General features: G+C 71.9%; 22 protein-coding genes and 1 pseudogene. 15 read left to right on the top strand and 8 right to left on the bottom strand.

Annotated features, from left to right (window positions below; all coding sequences use genetic code 11):
- Window positions 1-66: 66 nt before the first annotated feature.
- A complete protein-coding gene (locus tag ACGFIQ_RS05945) occupies window positions 67-486 on the top strand; it encodes a thiol-disulfide oxidoreductase DCC family protein (protein WP_393240382.1) in 420 nt (139 codons plus the stop codon).
- Here ACGFIQ_RS05945 and ACGFIQ_RS05940 read toward each other — a convergent pair.
- From ACGFIQ_RS05940 to trxA, 3 genes are all read right to left on the bottom strand, one after another.
- A complete protein-coding gene (locus ACGFIQ_RS05940) occupies window positions 450-1,466 on the bottom strand; it encodes an HTTM domain-containing protein (RefSeq protein ID WP_393239733.1) in 1,017 nt (338 codons plus the stop codon). The genes ACGFIQ_RS05945 and ACGFIQ_RS05940 overlap by 37 nt on opposite strands.
- On the bottom strand, window positions 1,463-1,903 hold the full coding sequence (locus tag ACGFIQ_RS05935) for a hypothetical protein (RefSeq protein ID WP_393239730.1): 441 nt from the start codon (window positions 1,901-1,903) through the stop codon (window positions 1,463-1,465). The genes ACGFIQ_RS05940 and ACGFIQ_RS05935 overlap by 4 nt, the downstream gene beginning before the upstream one ends.
- A 145-nt stretch (window positions 1,904-2,048) precedes the next feature.
- Window positions 2,049-2,411, bottom strand: coding sequence for a thioredoxin (trxA, locus tag ACGFIQ_RS05930; protein WP_393239727.1), 363 nt, complete (start codon window positions 2,409-2,411; stop codon window positions 2,049-2,051).
- Between the two features lie 547 nt (window positions 2,412-2,958).
- Between trxA and ACGFIQ_RS05925 the strand changes: the two genes are divergently transcribed.
- From ACGFIQ_RS05925 to ACGFIQ_RS05875, 11 genes are all read left to right on the top strand, one after another.
- Window positions 2,959-3,474, top strand: coding sequence for a MaoC family dehydratase (locus ACGFIQ_RS05925; RefSeq protein ID WP_393239724.1), 516 nt, complete (start codon window positions 2,959-2,961; stop codon window positions 3,472-3,474).
- Between the two features lie 82 nt (window positions 3,475-3,556).
- Entirely contained in the window at window positions 3,557-4,093 is a 537-nt protein-coding gene (locus tag ACGFIQ_RS05920) for a hypothetical protein (protein WP_393239721.1), read from the top strand.
- Window positions 4,094-4,144: 51 nt separating this feature from the next.
- Window positions 4,145-4,768 carry a TrmH family RNA methyltransferase gene (locus ACGFIQ_RS05915; protein WP_393240381.1) on the top strand — a complete coding sequence of 208 codons (624 nt, stop codon included), beginning with the start codon at window positions 4,145-4,147 and terminating at the stop codon, window positions 4,766-4,768.
- A 10-nt stretch (window positions 4,769-4,778) separates the two neighbouring features.
- A complete protein-coding gene (locus ACGFIQ_RS05910) occupies window positions 4,779-5,525 on the top strand; it encodes a DUF6758 family protein (RefSeq protein WP_393239718.1) in 747 nt (248 codons plus the stop codon).
- Window positions 5,526-5,641: 116 nt separating this feature from the next.
- A complete protein-coding gene (locus ACGFIQ_RS05905) occupies window positions 5,642-5,800 on the top strand; it encodes a hypothetical protein (RefSeq protein WP_170285364.1) in 159 nt (52 codons plus the stop codon).
- Window positions 5,801-5,806: 6 nt separating this feature from the next.
- Window positions 5,807-6,682, top strand: a complete 876-nt coding sequence (locus ACGFIQ_RS05900; protein WP_393239715.1) for a PH domain-containing protein — start codon at window positions 5,807-5,809, stop codon at window positions 6,680-6,682.
- 103 nt (window positions 6,683-6,785) lie between these two features.
- On the top strand, window positions 6,786-7,574 hold the full coding sequence (locus ACGFIQ_RS05895) for a SigE family RNA polymerase sigma factor (protein WP_393239712.1): 789 nt from the start codon (window positions 6,786-6,788) through the stop codon (window positions 7,572-7,574).
- Window positions 7,571-8,833 (top strand): hypothetical protein, encoded by a 1,263-nt coding sequence (locus tag ACGFIQ_RS05890; protein WP_393239709.1) that lies wholly within the window; start codon window positions 7,571-7,573, stop codon window positions 8,831-8,833. The genes ACGFIQ_RS05895 and ACGFIQ_RS05890 overlap by 4 nt, the downstream gene beginning before the upstream one ends.
- Before the next feature lie 61 nt (window positions 8,834-8,894).
- Window positions 8,895-9,767 (top strand): PHP domain-containing protein, encoded by an 873-nt coding sequence (locus tag ACGFIQ_RS05885; protein ID WP_393239707.1) that lies wholly within the window; start codon window positions 8,895-8,897, stop codon window positions 9,765-9,767.
- Window positions 9,768-9,808: 41 nt separating this feature from the next.
- Window positions 9,809-10,423, top strand: coding sequence for a MarC family protein (locus ACGFIQ_RS05880; protein WP_393239704.1), 615 nt, complete (start codon window positions 9,809-9,811; stop codon window positions 10,421-10,423).
- Between the two features lie 44 nt (window positions 10,424-10,467).
- Entirely contained in the window at window positions 10,468-11,388 is a 921-nt protein-coding gene (locus ACGFIQ_RS05875) for a RecB family exonuclease (RefSeq protein ID WP_393239701.1), read from the top strand.
- Between the two features lie 21 nt (window positions 11,389-11,409).
- Here the strand turns inward: ACGFIQ_RS05875 and ACGFIQ_RS05870 are convergent, their stop codons facing one another.
- Together ACGFIQ_RS05870 and ACGFIQ_RS05865 are read right to left on the bottom strand one after the other, a co-directional pair.
- On the bottom strand, window positions 11,410-12,273 hold the full coding sequence (locus tag ACGFIQ_RS05870) for an oxygenase MpaB family protein (RefSeq protein ID WP_393239698.1): 864 nt from the start codon (window positions 12,271-12,273) through the stop codon (window positions 11,410-11,412).
- A gap of 60 nt (window positions 12,274-12,333) precedes the next feature.
- Window positions 12,334-12,759, bottom strand: coding sequence for a Fur family transcriptional regulator (locus ACGFIQ_RS05865; protein ID WP_393239695.1), 426 nt, complete (start codon window positions 12,757-12,759; stop codon window positions 12,334-12,336).
- Window positions 12,760-12,964: 205 nt separating this feature from the next.
- On the opposite strand from ACGFIQ_RS05865, the gene ACGFIQ_RS05860 reads away from it, so the two are divergent.
- Window positions 12,965-13,447 (top strand): DUF2231 domain-containing protein, encoded by a 483-nt coding sequence (locus ACGFIQ_RS05860; protein WP_393239692.1) that lies wholly within the window; start codon window positions 12,965-12,967, stop codon window positions 13,445-13,447.
- An 18-nt stretch (window positions 13,448-13,465) separates the two neighbouring features.
- Here ACGFIQ_RS05860 and ACGFIQ_RS05855 read toward each other — a convergent pair whose 3' ends face one another.
- Window positions 13,466-13,798, bottom strand: a complete 333-nt coding sequence (locus ACGFIQ_RS05855; protein WP_393239689.1) for a hypothetical protein — start codon at window positions 13,796-13,798, stop codon at window positions 13,466-13,468.
- 93 nt (window positions 13,799-13,891) lie between these two features.
- On the opposite strand from ACGFIQ_RS05855, the gene ACGFIQ_RS05850 reads away from it, so the two are divergent.
- Window positions 13,892-14,074 carry a hypothetical protein gene (locus tag ACGFIQ_RS05850; RefSeq protein WP_357075746.1) on the top strand — a complete coding sequence of 61 codons (183 nt, stop codon included), beginning with the start codon at window positions 13,892-13,894 and terminating at the stop codon, window positions 14,072-14,074.
- A gap of 111 nt (window positions 14,075-14,185) precedes the next feature.
- The gene (locus tag ACGFIQ_RS05845; RefSeq protein ID WP_393240395.1) at window positions 14,186-14,479 is read left to right on the top strand and encodes a hypothetical protein; all 294 of its coding nucleotides are present in this window, start codon (window positions 14,186-14,188) and stop codon (window positions 14,477-14,479) included.
- A 14-nt stretch (window positions 14,480-14,493) separates the two neighbouring features.
- Here the strand turns inward: ACGFIQ_RS05845 and ACGFIQ_RS05840 are convergent.
- Both ACGFIQ_RS05840 and ACGFIQ_RS05835 read right to left on the bottom strand, forming a co-directional pair.
- Window positions 14,494-14,700 (bottom strand): annotated as a pseudogene (locus ACGFIQ_RS05840) (FmdB family zinc ribbon protein); the annotation flags it as partial.
- A complete protein-coding gene (locus tag ACGFIQ_RS05835) occupies window positions 14,697-15,374 on the bottom strand; it encodes a 5-formyltetrahydrofolate cyclo-ligase (protein ID WP_393239687.1) in 678 nt (225 codons plus the stop codon). The gene ACGFIQ_RS05835 and the pseudogene ACGFIQ_RS05840, both read right to left, overlap by 4 nt.
- Window positions 15,375-15,415 lie beyond the last annotated feature (41 nt).

The following is a 15,415-nucleotide window of genomic DNA, read 5'->3' as shown; positions in this document are numbered from 1 at the left end:
GGAGTGCAAGTGACCCGCCGTACACCGGTGGTGGTCCGGCTGGTCGGGGAGGGGAGGATGGACACCATGGAGACGTCGACCTTCGTCTACGACGGGGACTGCGCGTTCTGCACGCAGTGCGCCGAGTTCATCGCTCGCCGGATCCCCACGGGTGCGCGGGTGGTGCCCTGGCAGTTCTCCGACCTGGACGCGCTCGGCCTCACCGTGGCCGAGTGCGAGGAGGCCGTGCAGTGGGTCGGTGCGGACGGCGCGCGTGCCGCCGGCCCGGATGCCATCGCGAAGCTGCTCGCCGACAGTGGCCCGCTCTGGCGGATCGCCGGTGCGGGCCTGCGGTTCCCGCCGGTGCGCGCGGCGGCATGGCCGGTGTACCGCTGGGTGGCGCGCAACCGGCACCGCCTGCCGGGCGGCACGGCGGCCTGCGCGCTGCCGCAGGAGGCGCGGGAGCGGCTCTACGGCCCGGCCGGACGCCCGAGCACCGGAGCCTGATCGCCGAGCGCTGCCAGGTCCGCACCGGCCCGGACCGGCGCCTGATCTCCGGGCGGCGCCAGAGCCGCGCCGGCCGGCACCGCGGCCTGGTCGCCGAGGCGCACTGCCGTGTCGGCGTGTGTCGGGTCCGGGGTTTCCGTCGCTGTCCCGGCGGGGTCGCGGCCGAGGAGTCGGCGGGCCCACACCACCGGGCGCACCCGCTCCAGCGGCAGGAAGCTGGTCATCGCGGCCAGGTGCGGCGCGAACGAGATCGTGATGGTCGCGATGGTGACCACGTGGAACGAGTAGAAGAAACCGACCATGGCGAGTCGCCAGCGGGCCGGCAGCAGGAAGACCACCGGGCTGAGCAGCTCGAACGCCACGATGCCGAACTGGGCGACGATCAACAGGTGCGGCACCTGGGCGATCAGGTCGGCCAGGTCGGTGCCGCGCCGGATGATCGCGCGGGCCAGCACCGAGCCGGTCAGCCAGTCCAGGCCGCCGAAGCGCAGCTTGGCGAAGGCGGCCAGGAAGTACGTGCAGATCACCGCGATCTGGGTGACGCGCAGCGCCCAGCCGCCGGCCTCGGTGCGGGTGGTGTCGCCGTGCCGGGCTCGACCGGCGGTGGGCAGCACGACCAGTGCGACGAGCAGCCCGATCCGGTCGTGGTCGACCTTCCCGTAGCTCATCGCGATGATCATCCACTCCAGGTACAGCGCGCAGACCGCCCAGCCGAGCAGTCGGGGTGCACGCCCGGTCGCGGCGAGCACCGCGAGCAGCAGTAACGCCCAGAAGATCACCGTCACCAGCGTCTCGGTTGGCGTCGGCAGGGGGAGCAGTCGGCCGATCAGGAGCGGCTGGTACAGCTCGCCGGGCACGCTGACCCGGGTGCGCACCCAGGGAGTGAAGATCACCAGGTCGGCGGCGACGAAGAGGTAGATCACGGTGCGGAACGCGGCGATGCGACCGCGCGGCACCGCCTCGGTCAGCCAGCGGCTCATCGCGGGGCCTGCCAGCGGACCACTGTCTCGTCGGTGTGCTGGCCGGTTGGCCGGCCGGCACGGATGCCGTGCCAGCGGATGACGATGCGGACCTCGATCAGCGCGGCGGCATCCGGGTGGCGTTCGGCGTACGCGTCGGCGACCTCGGCGAGCAGCGCCGGCTCGGCAGCGTACCGGCTCTGCTGCCCCTCGATCTCGGCCCGGCGGATGCCGGTCGCGGCCTGGTCGAGGTCGACCACGGCGCCCGTGCTGTTCACCCCCTCGACGCGGGTGTCCGGGGCGGGTGCGTTCGGCGGGTTGGAGGTGGAGTACATCCGGAACGGGCCGAACGGGAAGTCGTCGTCGCTGCCCCAGAAGGTGCCGACCAGCAGCAGGACGAGAGCGAGTGCGGTCGCGCCCAGCCGGGTCACGCGCCCGCGGGTGGTCAGGGTCTCCATCAGGTCGTGACGATACGGGATGTACCGGCCGCGTCGGGTCCCTCCGACGGTCAGTTGGGCCTGCCCAGGCAGGTGATCACGGAGCGGGACGTCGAAGGCCGGACCCGTGTCGGGCCCGGCCTTCGGATGCCGTCGTGGCGACGACTCAGTGCTTGTGCTCGGCCAACTGCTTACGAACGTCGTCCATGTCCAGGGCCTCGACCTGCTCGATCAGGTTTTCCAGAGCGGACTCCGGAAGGGCGCCCGGCTGGGAGAAGACGATCACGCCGTCGCGGATCGCCATGATCGTCGGGATCGACCGGATGTCGAACTTGGCGCCCAGCTCCTGCTGAGCCTCGGTGTCGACCTTGCCGAAGACGATGTTCTGGTGCTTCTCCGAGGAGCGCTCGTAGACCGGAGCGAACCGCTTGCACGGACCACACCAGTCGGCCCAGAAGTCGACCAGGACGATGCCGTCGTTGCCGGTCACCTCGTCGAAGTTCGCCGAGGTCAGCTCAACGGTTGCCATTGCACTCTCCGATCACCGCGGTTTGTCTACGTCCCGTAGAACCAGGGCTGACCGTATCGAATTCCCGGGCGGTCGGGCCCGAAACGTGACCAGCCTGCCGGTGGGTGTCGGGAGTCATCGACCCACGTCTGTTCATCTCGATCTGCGGAACGCAAATGCATGACGCACTTGCGTGACCTGCGGTGATGGGAGCGGTTCCAGGGAGATCCACCCGTCGGAGCTCTACGAATCGGTAACTTGGCACCTGACGAGGAGGTATCCGGCCTGCGGAGATCGCCGATCAACCTCCGGTCCGTCACCGAGAGTAGTGTTACAAAAAGATAAATGTGACCTCGATCTCTGTTGGACCTACGCTTCCGTAGGGCAGAATTCACCGCATCAGAGCGTGGGCGGCGGGTGCCGGGGAGGGCCCCGCCGCTCATTGCGTCTCCCCCCTGGTGAGTGACCGGTGTGACATTTCCGCCGTCGCCGCTCCCGGCCGGTTTCCTTAACCTTCGGTAAGGCATGCTGTGCCGAACTCCATCGCCGCCCGTCGAAGGGGACCAGGATGCAGTTCGGCCGCTACTACGAGGAGTTCGAGGTCGGCGCGGTCTACCGGCACTGGCCGGGCAAGACCGTGACCGAGTACGACGACCACCTCTTCTGCCTGCTCACCATGAACCACCACCCGCTGCACCTGGACGCGCACTACGCGGCGACGGCCAGCCAGTTCAAGCGCAACGTCGTGGTCGGCAACTACATCTACTCGCTGCTGCTCGGCATGTCGGTGCCCGACGTGAGCGGGAAGGCGATCGCCAACCTCGAGGTCGAGTCGCTGCGACACGTCGCGCCGACCTTCCACGGCGACACCATCTACGGCGAGACCACAGTGCTGGACAAGCGTGAGTCCGGCTCGAAGCCCGACCGGGGCGTGGTGTCGGTGGAGACCCGTGGCTACAACCAGGACGGCACGATGGTCTGCGTCTTCCGGCGCAAGGTCATGGTCCCCAAACGGGAGTACGCGGCCAGCGCCATCCCCGACGGAGTGGACCCCGAGCGGCCCAGCTTCCCCGAGCCACGCTGAACGGCCCGGCCGCCGCACTCCAGGTGCCCTCTCGCGACAGCGGGTCTGCGGGAAGGGGCGCTGTCCGGGTCGCGGGGGACATATGCTGGCGCCGGAGGTTCCGATGAGCCACTCCGTCGCCGGAGAGCCGCCCTCTGCCGGCCGCCGCGCCGCACCCCTGACCACCGCTGTCTACTCAGCCACCGAGTGGGATCTGCTCATCAGCCTGCCCGGTCGGGTTCTCGTGACCGCGGCGGCTTCCGGCCCCGGTCGCACGGACCGGGGGGTCCTGGCGAATCTGGCCGGCCTGGACGCCGTGGCCGCGGGCCGAGCCTTCGACAGCGATCTGGTCCGCGCGGTGGTCGCCGCGATCTACGCCCGTCCCGACGGCACCCCACCGCCCGCCGAACGGCTCACCGACCTGGTGGGCCTGCTGGCCGCCTGTCGGGCCGCGAGCCGGGTCCTCAGGCGGCGCGCCGACCCGGCGGACTCGGCCGCGTACCGCCAGTGGGTGCAGTCGGTCGCGGCCCGGGTCTGTCGGGCGGTGCCCGGCCCCGGCGAGCGCCGGGAGGACCAACCCACCACCCCGGCCGACCGGCGCTTCCTGGACCACCTCGGTGCGGCGCTCGGCCTGGGCTGACCGGCGGGCCGTCGCACCGCGCCCTGGCCCGGTCCGTACCCTCTGATGACCGTGACCGACGACCAGCCTGAGGTGGGCGTGGGCCCCTGGCCGGGGGACCCACCGGACGACCCACGGTACGACCCGCAGTTGCTGGCGGAGGGGGACCGGCGCAACGTCGTCGACCGCTACCGCTACTGGCGGCACGAGGCGATCGTCGCCGACCTGGACCGGCACCGGCACGGCTTCCACGTCGCGATCGAGAACTGGCAGCACGACTTCAACATCGGCACGGTGGTCCGCAACGCCAACGCGTTCAACGCCGCCGAGGTGCACATCGTCGGGCGGCGTCGGTGGAACCGGCGCGGCGCCATGGTGACCGATCGCTACCAGCACGTGCGGCACCACGAGACGATCGAGGAGTTCGTCGCCTGGGCGGGGGAGCGCCGGCTGCCGGTGTTCGGCATCGACAACCTGCCCGGGTCACGCCCGCTGGAGACCGGCACCCTGCCCCGGCACTGTGTGCTGCTGTTCGGCCAGGAGGGGCCCGGTCTCTCCGCGCCCGCCCGGGCCGCGTGCGACAGGCTCTACTCCATCGCCCAGTACGGCTCGACGAGGTCGATCAACGCGGGCGTGGCCAGCGGTATCGCGATGCACGCCTGGATTCGTGCCCACGCCGGCACGCCACCGGACTGAGCCACGCCCGGTGCCGAATCGGACGTTCCGGCTTGACGTGCCGGCGGTACCGGAGAACGGTGGGGATGTGAGTGTCGCGGTGAGTTGTCCGAGATGCGGGGGCCCGGTACGGGCGCCGGATCTGATGCACACCGACTCGAGGTGTCTGCGGTGCGGCCCGGTGCCGCCGCTGCACGTGCCCGAGCACATCGGAGCGGAGATCGTGGCGAGCGTGGTGGAACGGATCACCACGACCGCGGATCCGCCGGTGACACCGTTGTGGTGCCCGTGGCCGCTGCCCACCGGCTGGACTCTCACCGGCGTGGCGTACGCCGGGGACGAGCGGACGGGTGTGCGGGCGACCGCGGTGGCCTGCGCGGGCCCGGCGCCACTCGGCGGCGGCCCGGCCGATCTGGTCTTCGTGGCCGAGGAGCCGGGCGTCGGCCTGGGCACCCGGCTCGCCGGTCTGGCCGGCCCGGATCCGGGGCCGGAGTTGGCCGACGCGCTGACCGACCCGGGGCCGGGTCACCCCGATCATGTGGGCCAGGCCAGGATCAGGGTCGGCGGGCACCCAACTCCACTGTGGTTGGTGAATTCTCCAACAGATCGAAGCGCGTACGCCGGCGAGGCTCGGGGAATGTGGCTCCATGCGATAGCCTGGCCGGCGAGTGCGGGTCATCTGCTCGCGGAAGATGTCGTGTTACACGACCTGACCGAGTGGACTCCGCCCGAGCTCGTGTACGGCGCACCGTGCCCGTATTTGTCCGGGAGGGCTTGACAACCCATCCGGATTGACGGAGAACGGACGCAGATATTCACTGTACGACACCACACTGATACTCTGGGTGCCGCTGCGGTAATGGGACCCGGCGCCGCGCGAGAGGATGGCCCGCCATGGTCAAGAAGGTCCTCACCTGGGCCGGAGTTGCATTCTTGATCTTCTTCGTCGCCTATCGGCCAAACTCTGCGGCAGACGTGTTCAAGTCGCTCGGCGGCGGGATCATGGATATTGCCCAAGGGTTCGGCGACTTCTTCACCAGCCTCGTCGCTTAACCGCCGATGGGCAGCCCCTCCGGACCACCCTTCGACCCGGACGACCCCGACCGGGAGCGTCGCGAGCGCGACACCGAGCCGATCCCGCGGATCGGGCCTGATGACGGCCCGGGCTACGGGGCCGGTCCCGGCCTGTCCGACGGTCCGTCCCTTTCGGACGACGTCGGCTATGGCGACGGGCCCGGCTATGCCGGCCAGGGTCGGTCGGGTCGAACGTGGGTTCGTGATCCGGAGGCCGGCTACCAGCAGCCGCAGATCTCCGAGGACGAGCTGGCGGGGTTGCGCGCCGACGCGACAGGTGCGACTCCACGGCGGGTGCTGCCCCTGGAAGACGAGCCCAGCTCGCTCGTCGCCCGCTACCTCTTCCCCACCGAGCGCTACCGGGGTGAGTGGAAGCGGCACTGGATCCACCTCACCAACCCGCTGCTCATCGGCGTCGCGGCGACCTTCGTGCTCGGCTATCTCTCCGGCTTCCTCGCCGGCAACGACGTCGGCGCGTTGACCACCATCGCCGTGCTGCTCTGGTTCGGGGTGATGGGCTGGGTGGCGTGGAAGGTCGCCGACTGGTGGTATGACCGTTTCATCCTGACCAACAAGCGGGTCATGGTGGTCAACGGCATCGTCACCCGCAAGGTGGCGATGATGCCGCTGGTCCGGGTCACCGACATGAAGTACGAGCAGACGCCGACCGGTCGCGCGCTCAACTACGGCACCTTCGTGCTGGAGTCCGCCGGCCAGGAGCAGGCGCTCCGCGAGATCAAGAATCTGCCCAACCCGAACGAGCTCTACCTGCGTGTGGTCGAGGAGATGTACGAGCCGCAGGCGGTCGAGGCCCGGCTCGGCAAGGAGGCCGACGAGGCCAAGGCCGACGACGGGGCGTGAAGGTTTTCGACCGAACATCGGAGCAAGTGCGCACCTTTCGTCATGGACCAGACCGCCTCTGACGTGGCACTCTGCCAGGACGGCTGGGGTGTGGAGGTGGGCGGTGGCGAGCAGGGACTCGTTGGAGGAGCAGTTCCGCGAGTTCGTCGCGGCCCGCTCCGCCGCGCTCCTGCGCACCGCCTATCTGCTCACCGGCGACTGGGCCACGGCCGAGGATCTGCTCCAGACGGCACTGACCAAGACCTACCTGGCGTGGAAGCGGCTCGGGGGGATCGAGGCCGTCGAGCCGTACGCCCGACGTGTGATGGTCAACACATCGACGAGTTGGTGGCGCCGACGCTGGCACGGTGAACGCCCCACCGAGGTGCTGCCGGAGCGGGCCGGTGTCGACGAGATCTCGCAGCAACTCGACCGGGATCTGCTCTGGCGGCATCTCCGGCTGCTGCCCCAACGCCAGCGGGCGGTGCTGGTGCTCCGCTACTACGAGGACATGTCGGAGGCGCAGACCGCCGCGATGCTGGACATCTCCCCGGGCACGGTGAAGAGCCAGGCGTCCCGAGCGCTGGCCACGCTGCGCCGTCGGATGGGCGCCGACGCACCGGACCTGACCGCCAGCGGCCGCGCCGGTCGGTCGGCCACCGCCGGCAACGCCCCTCGGTCGGCGTCAGCCGGTACCGGCCGGTCGGCAGCCGGCGCCGCCCGGTCCGGCGGCTCGGGTGCCCCCAGCGGTCGGGTTCCGGCCGCCGGTGCCGCCGCCACGCCGACAGCCCGGCAGGCGGTCGACCGACCCGTGCCCCGTCCGGCCGCGCCGCAGCCGATCGGTCCGCAGGTCGTGCTCCCCTCCGCCCCGGCGGCCGTGCCCGTCGGCACGGGCTCCGGGGAACCGCAGTGAACGCTTTTCCCGGCCAGTCCGACAACCTGACGGACGGGCCGCGGCGTTCTTACCAGGTGCGGCCGGACGAGCTGGAAGGTGCGGTGCGGGAGACCCTCTCGCACCAGGTCGCCCTTGCCCGCCCACTGGGCGTCGACCCGGCGGGCCAGGCCATCCGCCGCGCGAACCGGATCCGGCGTCGGCGTACCGCGGCTGGTGTCGCCGTCGCGGCGGTCGTCACCGTCCTGCTCAGCGCCGGCATGGCGCGGCTCGGTGCCGAGACCGGGCGCGACGGGACGCCGATCGTGGTGATCGGTGATCCGGACCTGGCCAGCCGGCCCATCCCGACGGCCAGTGCGCCCGGCACCGATCCCGCACCCGGCCCGTCGGCGAGTCTGCTCGGGAGCGAGACGCTTGTCAGCGCCGACGGTCGACGGCTGGTGCTGCACGACGTCGGGCCGGCCGAACGTGCCCAACTCCTGCCCGGTGGCAACGGTTGGCTGGTGGTCGGCACGCCGACCGCCGCCGGCCGCTCCCTCTGGACCGTGCAGGGCGACGGTCTCGTGCAGGTGTTGCTGGCCGGAGCCGGTCCGATCGTCCTGGCGGCGGACAGCGCCCAGGTCGCCTGGCGGGACGGCAGCGACCTGTTGGTGGCGGGCGTGGTCGGCAATCAGCTCATCGGGGCGGCGCGCACCCCGGTGCCCGCCGGGGCGGTGCCCGTCCGGTTCGTCGGCGACAGCGTGCTGGTCCGACCCGACCCGGCGGAGGCCGGCCACACCCTGTGGCGGCCCGGCGTGGGGCAGTTGACCGAGGCCGTCGACCAGGAAAGCCTCAACTTCTACGGCCGGCTGCCCGACGGGCGGCTCGTCGGGCAGATCTCCACGGCCGATCCGGGCCGGTCCTGCCTGGCCCTGCTCGACCCGACACGTCAGCTGGACCCGATCCAGACCGGCTGCGGGCCGGACCTCGGCCAGGACGGAGTCGGCGCGGTCTCCGCCGACGGGCGGTGGCTGCTGGTGAACGGGCGGGTCGGCGAGGCCACCCGGGCGCTGCTTGTCGACCTGCGGCGGCTCGGGCCGAACACGACAGCCGTCCCGGCCGGGCCGCCGATGACGGGCGCGATCGTCTGGAGTGACGAGTCCCACGCCTCCTACCTCGATGGTTCCGGCGCGCTGGTCCGGGTCGACGTCGGCCAGGCGCGGGCAGGAACACCCGCCAGTCCCGCCGCCGTGTCCGGTGTGTCGGCCGGGGACCGGCCGGTCCTGGTGGCCGACTTCTGACCCGCGCGGTCGAGGTGGCCTCCGTGAGCCGGGCTCGGTTGTTCCTCGGTAGCGTCGGGCGGTGACCTCGCGTACCGGCTCCGCCCCGCGTATCGACCTGCACGCCCACTCGACTGCCAGCGACGGCACGCTGCCCCCGGCTGACCTGGTACGCGCTGCCGCCACGGCGGGGCTGGACGTGCTCGCGATCACCGACCACGACACCACCGCCGGCTGGGCGCCGGCCGTGGACGCGCTACCGCCGGGGCTACGCCTGGTCCGGGGCGCGGAGCTGTCCTGCCGGTGGTCCGGCACTCGGCCTGCGGTGCCGCTGCACCTGCTCGCGTACCTGTTCGACCCGGAGCACCCGGAACTGGTGGCCGAGCTGGGCCGGGTGCGGGCCGCCCGAGAGGAGCGCGGCGAACGGATCGTCGCGCTGCTGCGCGCCGACGGCATCGACGTGAGCTGGCCGGACATCCTGGCGGGTGCCGCCGGCGGCACCGTGGGCCGCCCGCACATCGCGCAGGCGTTGATCCGGGCCGGCCTGGTCGGCAGCACCCGGGAGGCATTCGGCCCGGACTGGCTGGGCGAACGCTACCGGCTGCCCAAGGACGACATCGACGTGTTCCGGGCGATCCACCTGGTCCGGTCGGCCGGTGGCGTGCCGGTCTTCGCCCATCCCCGGGCCACCCGGCGCGGTCGGGTGGTGCCCGACGAGTTGATCGCCGAGCTGGCCGCCGCGGGGCTGGCCGGGCTCGAGGCCGACCACGAGGACCACAGCCCGGCCGAACGGGAGCACGTCCGGGCGCTCGCCGCCGAGCTGGGCCTCTTCGTCACCGGCTCGTCGGATTTCCACGGAACCCACAAGACCGTCCAGCTCGGTGCCTTCACGACGGGCGTCGATGCGTACGAGCGGATCGTCGCCGCCGGGGTGACCGAGGTCGCTTCGGGGTGATCCGGGTATTTCGCCCACTGCGGCGCGGCTAGGTTGATCACGTGGATCTGAAGCTGTTCGGCGAGGTCTTCGTGACTCTGCTGGTGATCACCGACCCGCCGGGCATGATGCCGATCTTCCTGGCGCTGACCGGCCCGCTGCCGGCCCGCGACCGCAACCGGGCCGCCTGGCAGGCCGTCACGCTGGCGTTGGGCGTGATCGTGGTCTTCGCCGTGGCGGGGCAGACCCTGCTGGACTACCTGCACGTGGACCTGCCGGCGTTGCAGGCCGCCGGTGGGTTGCTGCTCGTGCTCGTCGCACTGGAGTTGCTCACCGGAAAGACCGACGGCCCGAGCTCGGACGCCACCTCGAACATCGCCCTGGTGCCACTGGGCACCCCGCTGCTGGCCGGCCCGGGCGCCATCGTGGCGACCATGCTCTTCGTTCAGCAGGCCGACGGGTTCGGCGATTTCACGGCCATCGCCGTGGCGATCCTCGCCGTGATGCTCGCGGTCTGGATCGTCCTCCGCTTCTCCGGCGGCATCGTGAAGATCCTCCGCCCGGGCGGGATCGAGGTGCTGACCAGGATCGCCGGCCTGCTGCTGGCGGCGATCGCCGTGCAGCTCATCGCCGACGCGGTGTTCGCCTTCGTCACCCAGTACGTGAACATGACCTGACCGGCTCCCGCACGGTGTCGGGGGTGGATGGCAGGATCGCAGGCGTGCGACGATCCTCCTCAGCGGGACGGCCGGCGGCCGGTGGCCGGGCTCCCCGACAGCGCGCCGGCGGCGCCGAGCAGCTCGGTTTCGAGGGCATGCCGGAGCGCCTCTTCGTCTGCACACCGAGCAAACTCGGCGCGTACGCGGACTGCCCACGCCGCTACCGCTACTCCTACGTCGACCGCCCGGCCCCGCCCAAGGGCCCGCCGTGGGCGCACAACTCGCTCGGTGCCAGCGTGCACACCGCCCTGAAAAACTGGTATGCGCTGCCTGCCGACCGGCGCCGCCCCGAAGCGTTGGCCACTCTGCTCAAGGGCACCTGGGTCCGCGAGGGTTACCGCGACGACGAGCAGGAGCGGTCCGCCTTCCGGCGGGCGTTGGGTTGGTTGGAGGGCTACGTCGAGACGCTGGAGCCGGATGCCGACCCGCTCGGCGTGGAGCGGGTGGTGGCGGTCAAGACCGCCGTGCTGGCGTTCAACGGCCGCGCCGACCGGATCGACTCGCGTCCCGGTCCGGACGGGCCCGAGCTGGTCATCGTCGACTACAAGACCGGTCGCACCGGTCTGGACACGGACGACGCCCGGGGTTCGCAGGCGTTGGCGCTCTACGCGTACGCGGCCGAGCGGGTGTTCCGCAAGCCGTGCCGTCGGGTGGAGCTGCACCACCTGCCGACCGGCACGGTCGCCGGCCACGAGCACACCGTCGAGTCGCTGGCCCGGCAGTTGACCCGCGCGGAGGAGACGGCCCGCGACATCATGGCCGCCGAACGGGCGGTCGCGGACGGCACCGACGCGGACGAGGCGTTTCCGGTGGCACCCGGCCCCCGCTGTGGCTGGTGCGACTTCCGGCGGCACTGCCCGACCGGGGCGCAGGTGCCGGGCAAGGAGCCGTGGGCGGCCATGGACCGGCCCGCCGACGGCTGACCTGCGACCGCGACGGCCGGGTCAGCCGGCCAGCGAGGTGGCGGCGTGACGGGCGGCCCGCTCCTTGGCGGCCTGGATCAACGGCCCCTCCAGATAGCGGCGGGGCACGGCAGCGAACGCGAGCCGCAGCGCGCGTACCGTCAGGTCCGCCGACACCGCGGTGGTGGGCAGACCGAACCCGCCGTACATCCGGCGCGCCCAGGCCGGCAGCAGCGCGAAGGCGGTGCCGGCGATCCCCAGGTACGCCCAGCGTGGTGGGCCGAGGGTGAGCCCCAACCGGGCCGGCAGGCTGAGCTTCCACGGCAGCGGCGGGGCGGTGAGGAAGAGCGCCGTCTCGGCGGCCTCCCGGGTCATCCGTAACTGCGGGCGTACCGCCTCGTAGTAGTCGGCGACCTCGGCCGCGGTGCCGGGCACGGTGGCCGGGTCCAGACCGACCAGGGCGGCCGCGCGGCGCTGCTCGGTGTAGTAGCCGTCCACCTCGTCGTCGGTGAGCGGCAGCCCGGCTCGCCGGGCCGTGTCGAGGAACGACTCGACCTCGGTGACGTGCACCCAGCGCAGCAGGTCCGGTTCGTCGATCCGGAACTCCTCGCCGCTGAACAGGTCGGTGGCGCGCAGCCGGTTGTGCAGCCGGCGCAGCCGGGCGCCGGCCGCCTCCGCCTCGGCGGTGGTCCCGTAGACGGTGGTCGCGACGTAGGTCGAGGTGCGGACCAGGCGACCCCAGGCGTCGGTGCGGTAGTTGCTGTTCTGCGCGACCCCGGCCATCGCCCGGGGATGCAACGCCTGCAGGTAGAGCGAGCGCAGGCCGGCGACGATCAGGATCGGCTCCTCGTGCACCTTCCACGTGACCGAACCCGGACCGAAGAGGCCGAGGTCATCGGAGTCCACCGCCCAAGAGTGCCACGCGCGAGCCGACCCCGCCGGGCACGTCCCGTCGATGCCGCCGGGTCACACGTCGGCGGAGCGGCGCGCCCGGCAGTCCGGGCAGAGACCCCAGAAGGTCACCTCCGCCTCGTCCACCTCGAACCCGTGCGACACGTTCGGTTCCAGACAGGGCGCGCTGCCCACCGCGCAGTCGATGTCGGCGATCTCGCCGCAGCTTCGGCAGACCACGTGATGGTGGTTGTCGCCGACGCGTGCCTCGTAACGGGCGGGGCCGCCGGCCGGCTCGATCCGGCGGGACAGCCCGGCCCGGGACAGGGCACCCAGCACGTCGTACACCGCCTGGGTGGAGACCGAGTCGAGGCGTTCCCGGACGCGCCGGCTGGTCTCGTCGACCTCCAGGTGGCCTCCGCCGGCCAGCACGTCGAGCACCGCGAGGCGTGGCCGCGTGACACGCAGGCCCTTCGATCGCAGCAGCTCCTCGGCGGACATTCGCCAATGACAGCACGCGCGACCAGCATCGACAACCGTCGCCCGGCTCGGGTGGTCACCGACACAGCCACGAAGATCAGGGGCGCGGCCCTCCAACAGTGAACCCGATCGACACCGCGCGCGTGTGACCGGTCGAGAGCCTGGGGGGCGGCCGGCGGACCGTACGCTGACCCTCTCCTGACCATGATCCACCTGGAGGGGTTCGATGTTCGAGGAGATCCTGGGTCTACCGGCGCACGTGATGGTGGTCCACGCGGTTGTCGTGTTCGTGCCGCTGCTGGCGGTGTTGGCCATCGCGTACGTGGGGCTGCCGCGGTGGCGGCAGCGGCTGGACTGGGCCCTGGGCCTCCTCGCCGTGGCCGCGCCGGTGACCGCCTTCGTGGCCGTCAAGTCGGGTGAGGCGTTCACCGACGCGCTTGTCGCCCGGGGTTTCCAGGGTCAGATCCTCGACCAGATCTTCGAGCACTCCCGCTACGGCGACATCCTGTTCCGCATCGTGGTGTCGCTCGGGATCGTGGCCATCCTCCTGCTGGTGGCGACAAGTGGGCACCCCCGGGTGCCGCAACTGCCGGCGCTCGTCACCCCCGTGCTGGCGGTGGCGGTCGTGGCGCTGTCCATCGCCGCCCTGGTCTACGTCTACCTGACCGGCCACAGCGGCGCCGAGGCCGTCTGGGGCACCACCCTCTGACCTGCTCCGCTCGCCGCTCTAGAAGATGATCCGCGAGCAGAGCAGGCAGACCACGACCACCAGCACCACGCCGGCCGCCACACCGAAGCCGTAGGTGACCCGCTGCGAGCGCTGCTCAGCCACGTCCAGGTCGGCCATGTCCTGCGGCGGCAGCCGTCGCGGCGGTGCCGGCCGCAGGTGTACGGGTGGTCGCCAGCCGCTGGGCGGCGGCACGCTCGGCGGCGGGCCGGCATACCCGCTCGCCGGCGTGTTGGTGGACGGGGCGGAGGGCTGGTCGGCCACCGCGTCGTCACCGGTGCCGGGCCGTCGCCAGTAGTCGTCCGGGTTGCTGCCACCGCTGGGGGTCGTCACGCCGTCCGACGCTACCAACGCGGCCGGCGGCCCGTCCGTTTCTGCACGGCGTGCCACCGTCGGCGACGGTCCGCTGCGCTAGTCTTGCCGCTCGTGAGCACCATGGACCCCGGCACCCCGGCCGCGCGCGGCGACGACGACCGCACCGTCGACCTGAGCGAAGACCTCGTGGTGCTGCCCGAGCAGACCTCCGACGACACCGACCGGGGCTGGGGCGAGCGGGTGGACGGCAACGACGACTGGCTGCTCGCCGAACGCCCTCCGCACTGGGGCTGACCGCCCGGCCTTGGTCGGGTCGGCAGCGGTGCGCAGGTCGGTGATCAACTCGGCTTCACGGAAACCGGGGTGTCCGGCCAGCTTGGATAGCGCGACTTTCATGAACCCGAGTTGATCAAGGTCCTGCTGCCGACCGAGGCGCAGCGGGCGGGTCAGGACGCGGAACTGGCCGCCGGGGCCTTGCCGCCGCTCGACCCGCCGGACGAGGACGAGCCCGACGAGGACGACCCGGACGACGAGCCCGACGACGAGGACGAACCCGAGGACGAACCCGACGACGAGGACGAACCCGACGACCCGGAGTCGCCACCCGAGGACGAGGACGACGACTCGGACTTCGCCGGCTTGCTGGCCGTGCCGCCGGCGGTCGCCTCGGAGCCGGACGCCCGCGAGTCGGTGCGGTAGAAGCCCGAGCCCTTGAAGACGATGCCGACCGAGTTGAAGACCTTGCGCAGCCGCCCCTGACACGCCGGGCACTCGGTCAGCGGCTCGTCAGAGAAGGACTGCACCGCCTCGAGCTGGTGACCGCACGTGGTGCAGGCGTACTGGTACGTGGGCACGTTCTCCTCCGGATCTGGGCTCAGCCAGTTGGCACTCGACGTATTCGAGTGCCAATGGTGCGTCATTCGCCCCGGGTTCGTCCAGCGGACGTGTGGGGCGCGACACCGTGCGGGGCACCCGGGCCGGCGTCAAGCGTACGCACCCCGTCGGCGGGGGTGACGACCGCGCGGACACGACGGTCGTGCGGTTCCGCCGGCAGCGCCTCGACCAGCTCACCGTCGTGCAGGGGCACCACCGTCAGCGTCGCCTCGGGCACCCGGGCGAGTGCCCGGTCGTACGAGCCGCCGCCGCGCCCGAGTCGCCGACCGAGGCGGTCGACCGCGAGAGCCGGTACGACCACCAGCTCCGCCTCCGCCACGGAGGCCACCCCGAGGCGGGCCCCGGATGGCTCCCGGATACCCCGACCCGCGGCGATCAGGGCCCCCGGCCCGGTATACGCCGCCCAGTCCAGATCCAGGTCGTCGAGGAGCACCGGCAGCAGCAACTCGGCGTCGGCGGGAAGTGCCGCCCGCAGCACCTCCGCCAGGTCCGCGCCACCCGGTTCGGAGCCGACCGGCACGTACGCCGTCATCCGGCGCGGGCGCAGTCGGCGTACCAGCGTGACCAGCTCGGCCTGCACGCGCCCGGCGGCGACGGCCCGGGCCGGACCGCTCAGCGACCGGCGGCGGGCAAGCAGCTCGACCCGGGCGTCCCGCTTCGCCGCACGTGTCACTTCCGCTTCATCAGAAAATTCCGCCACGCAACACTCCTGACGCAACGCCTCTCCCACGGTTGCACTGT

Source organism: Micromonospora sp. NPDC048898 (assembly GCF_043198035.1).
Lineage (GTDB): Bacteria > Actinomycetota > Actinomycetes > Mycobacteriales > Micromonosporaceae > Micromonospora.
The sequence above is the reverse complement of the archived record's forward strand: the minus strand, read 5'-3'. Positions and strand labels throughout refer to the sequence as shown.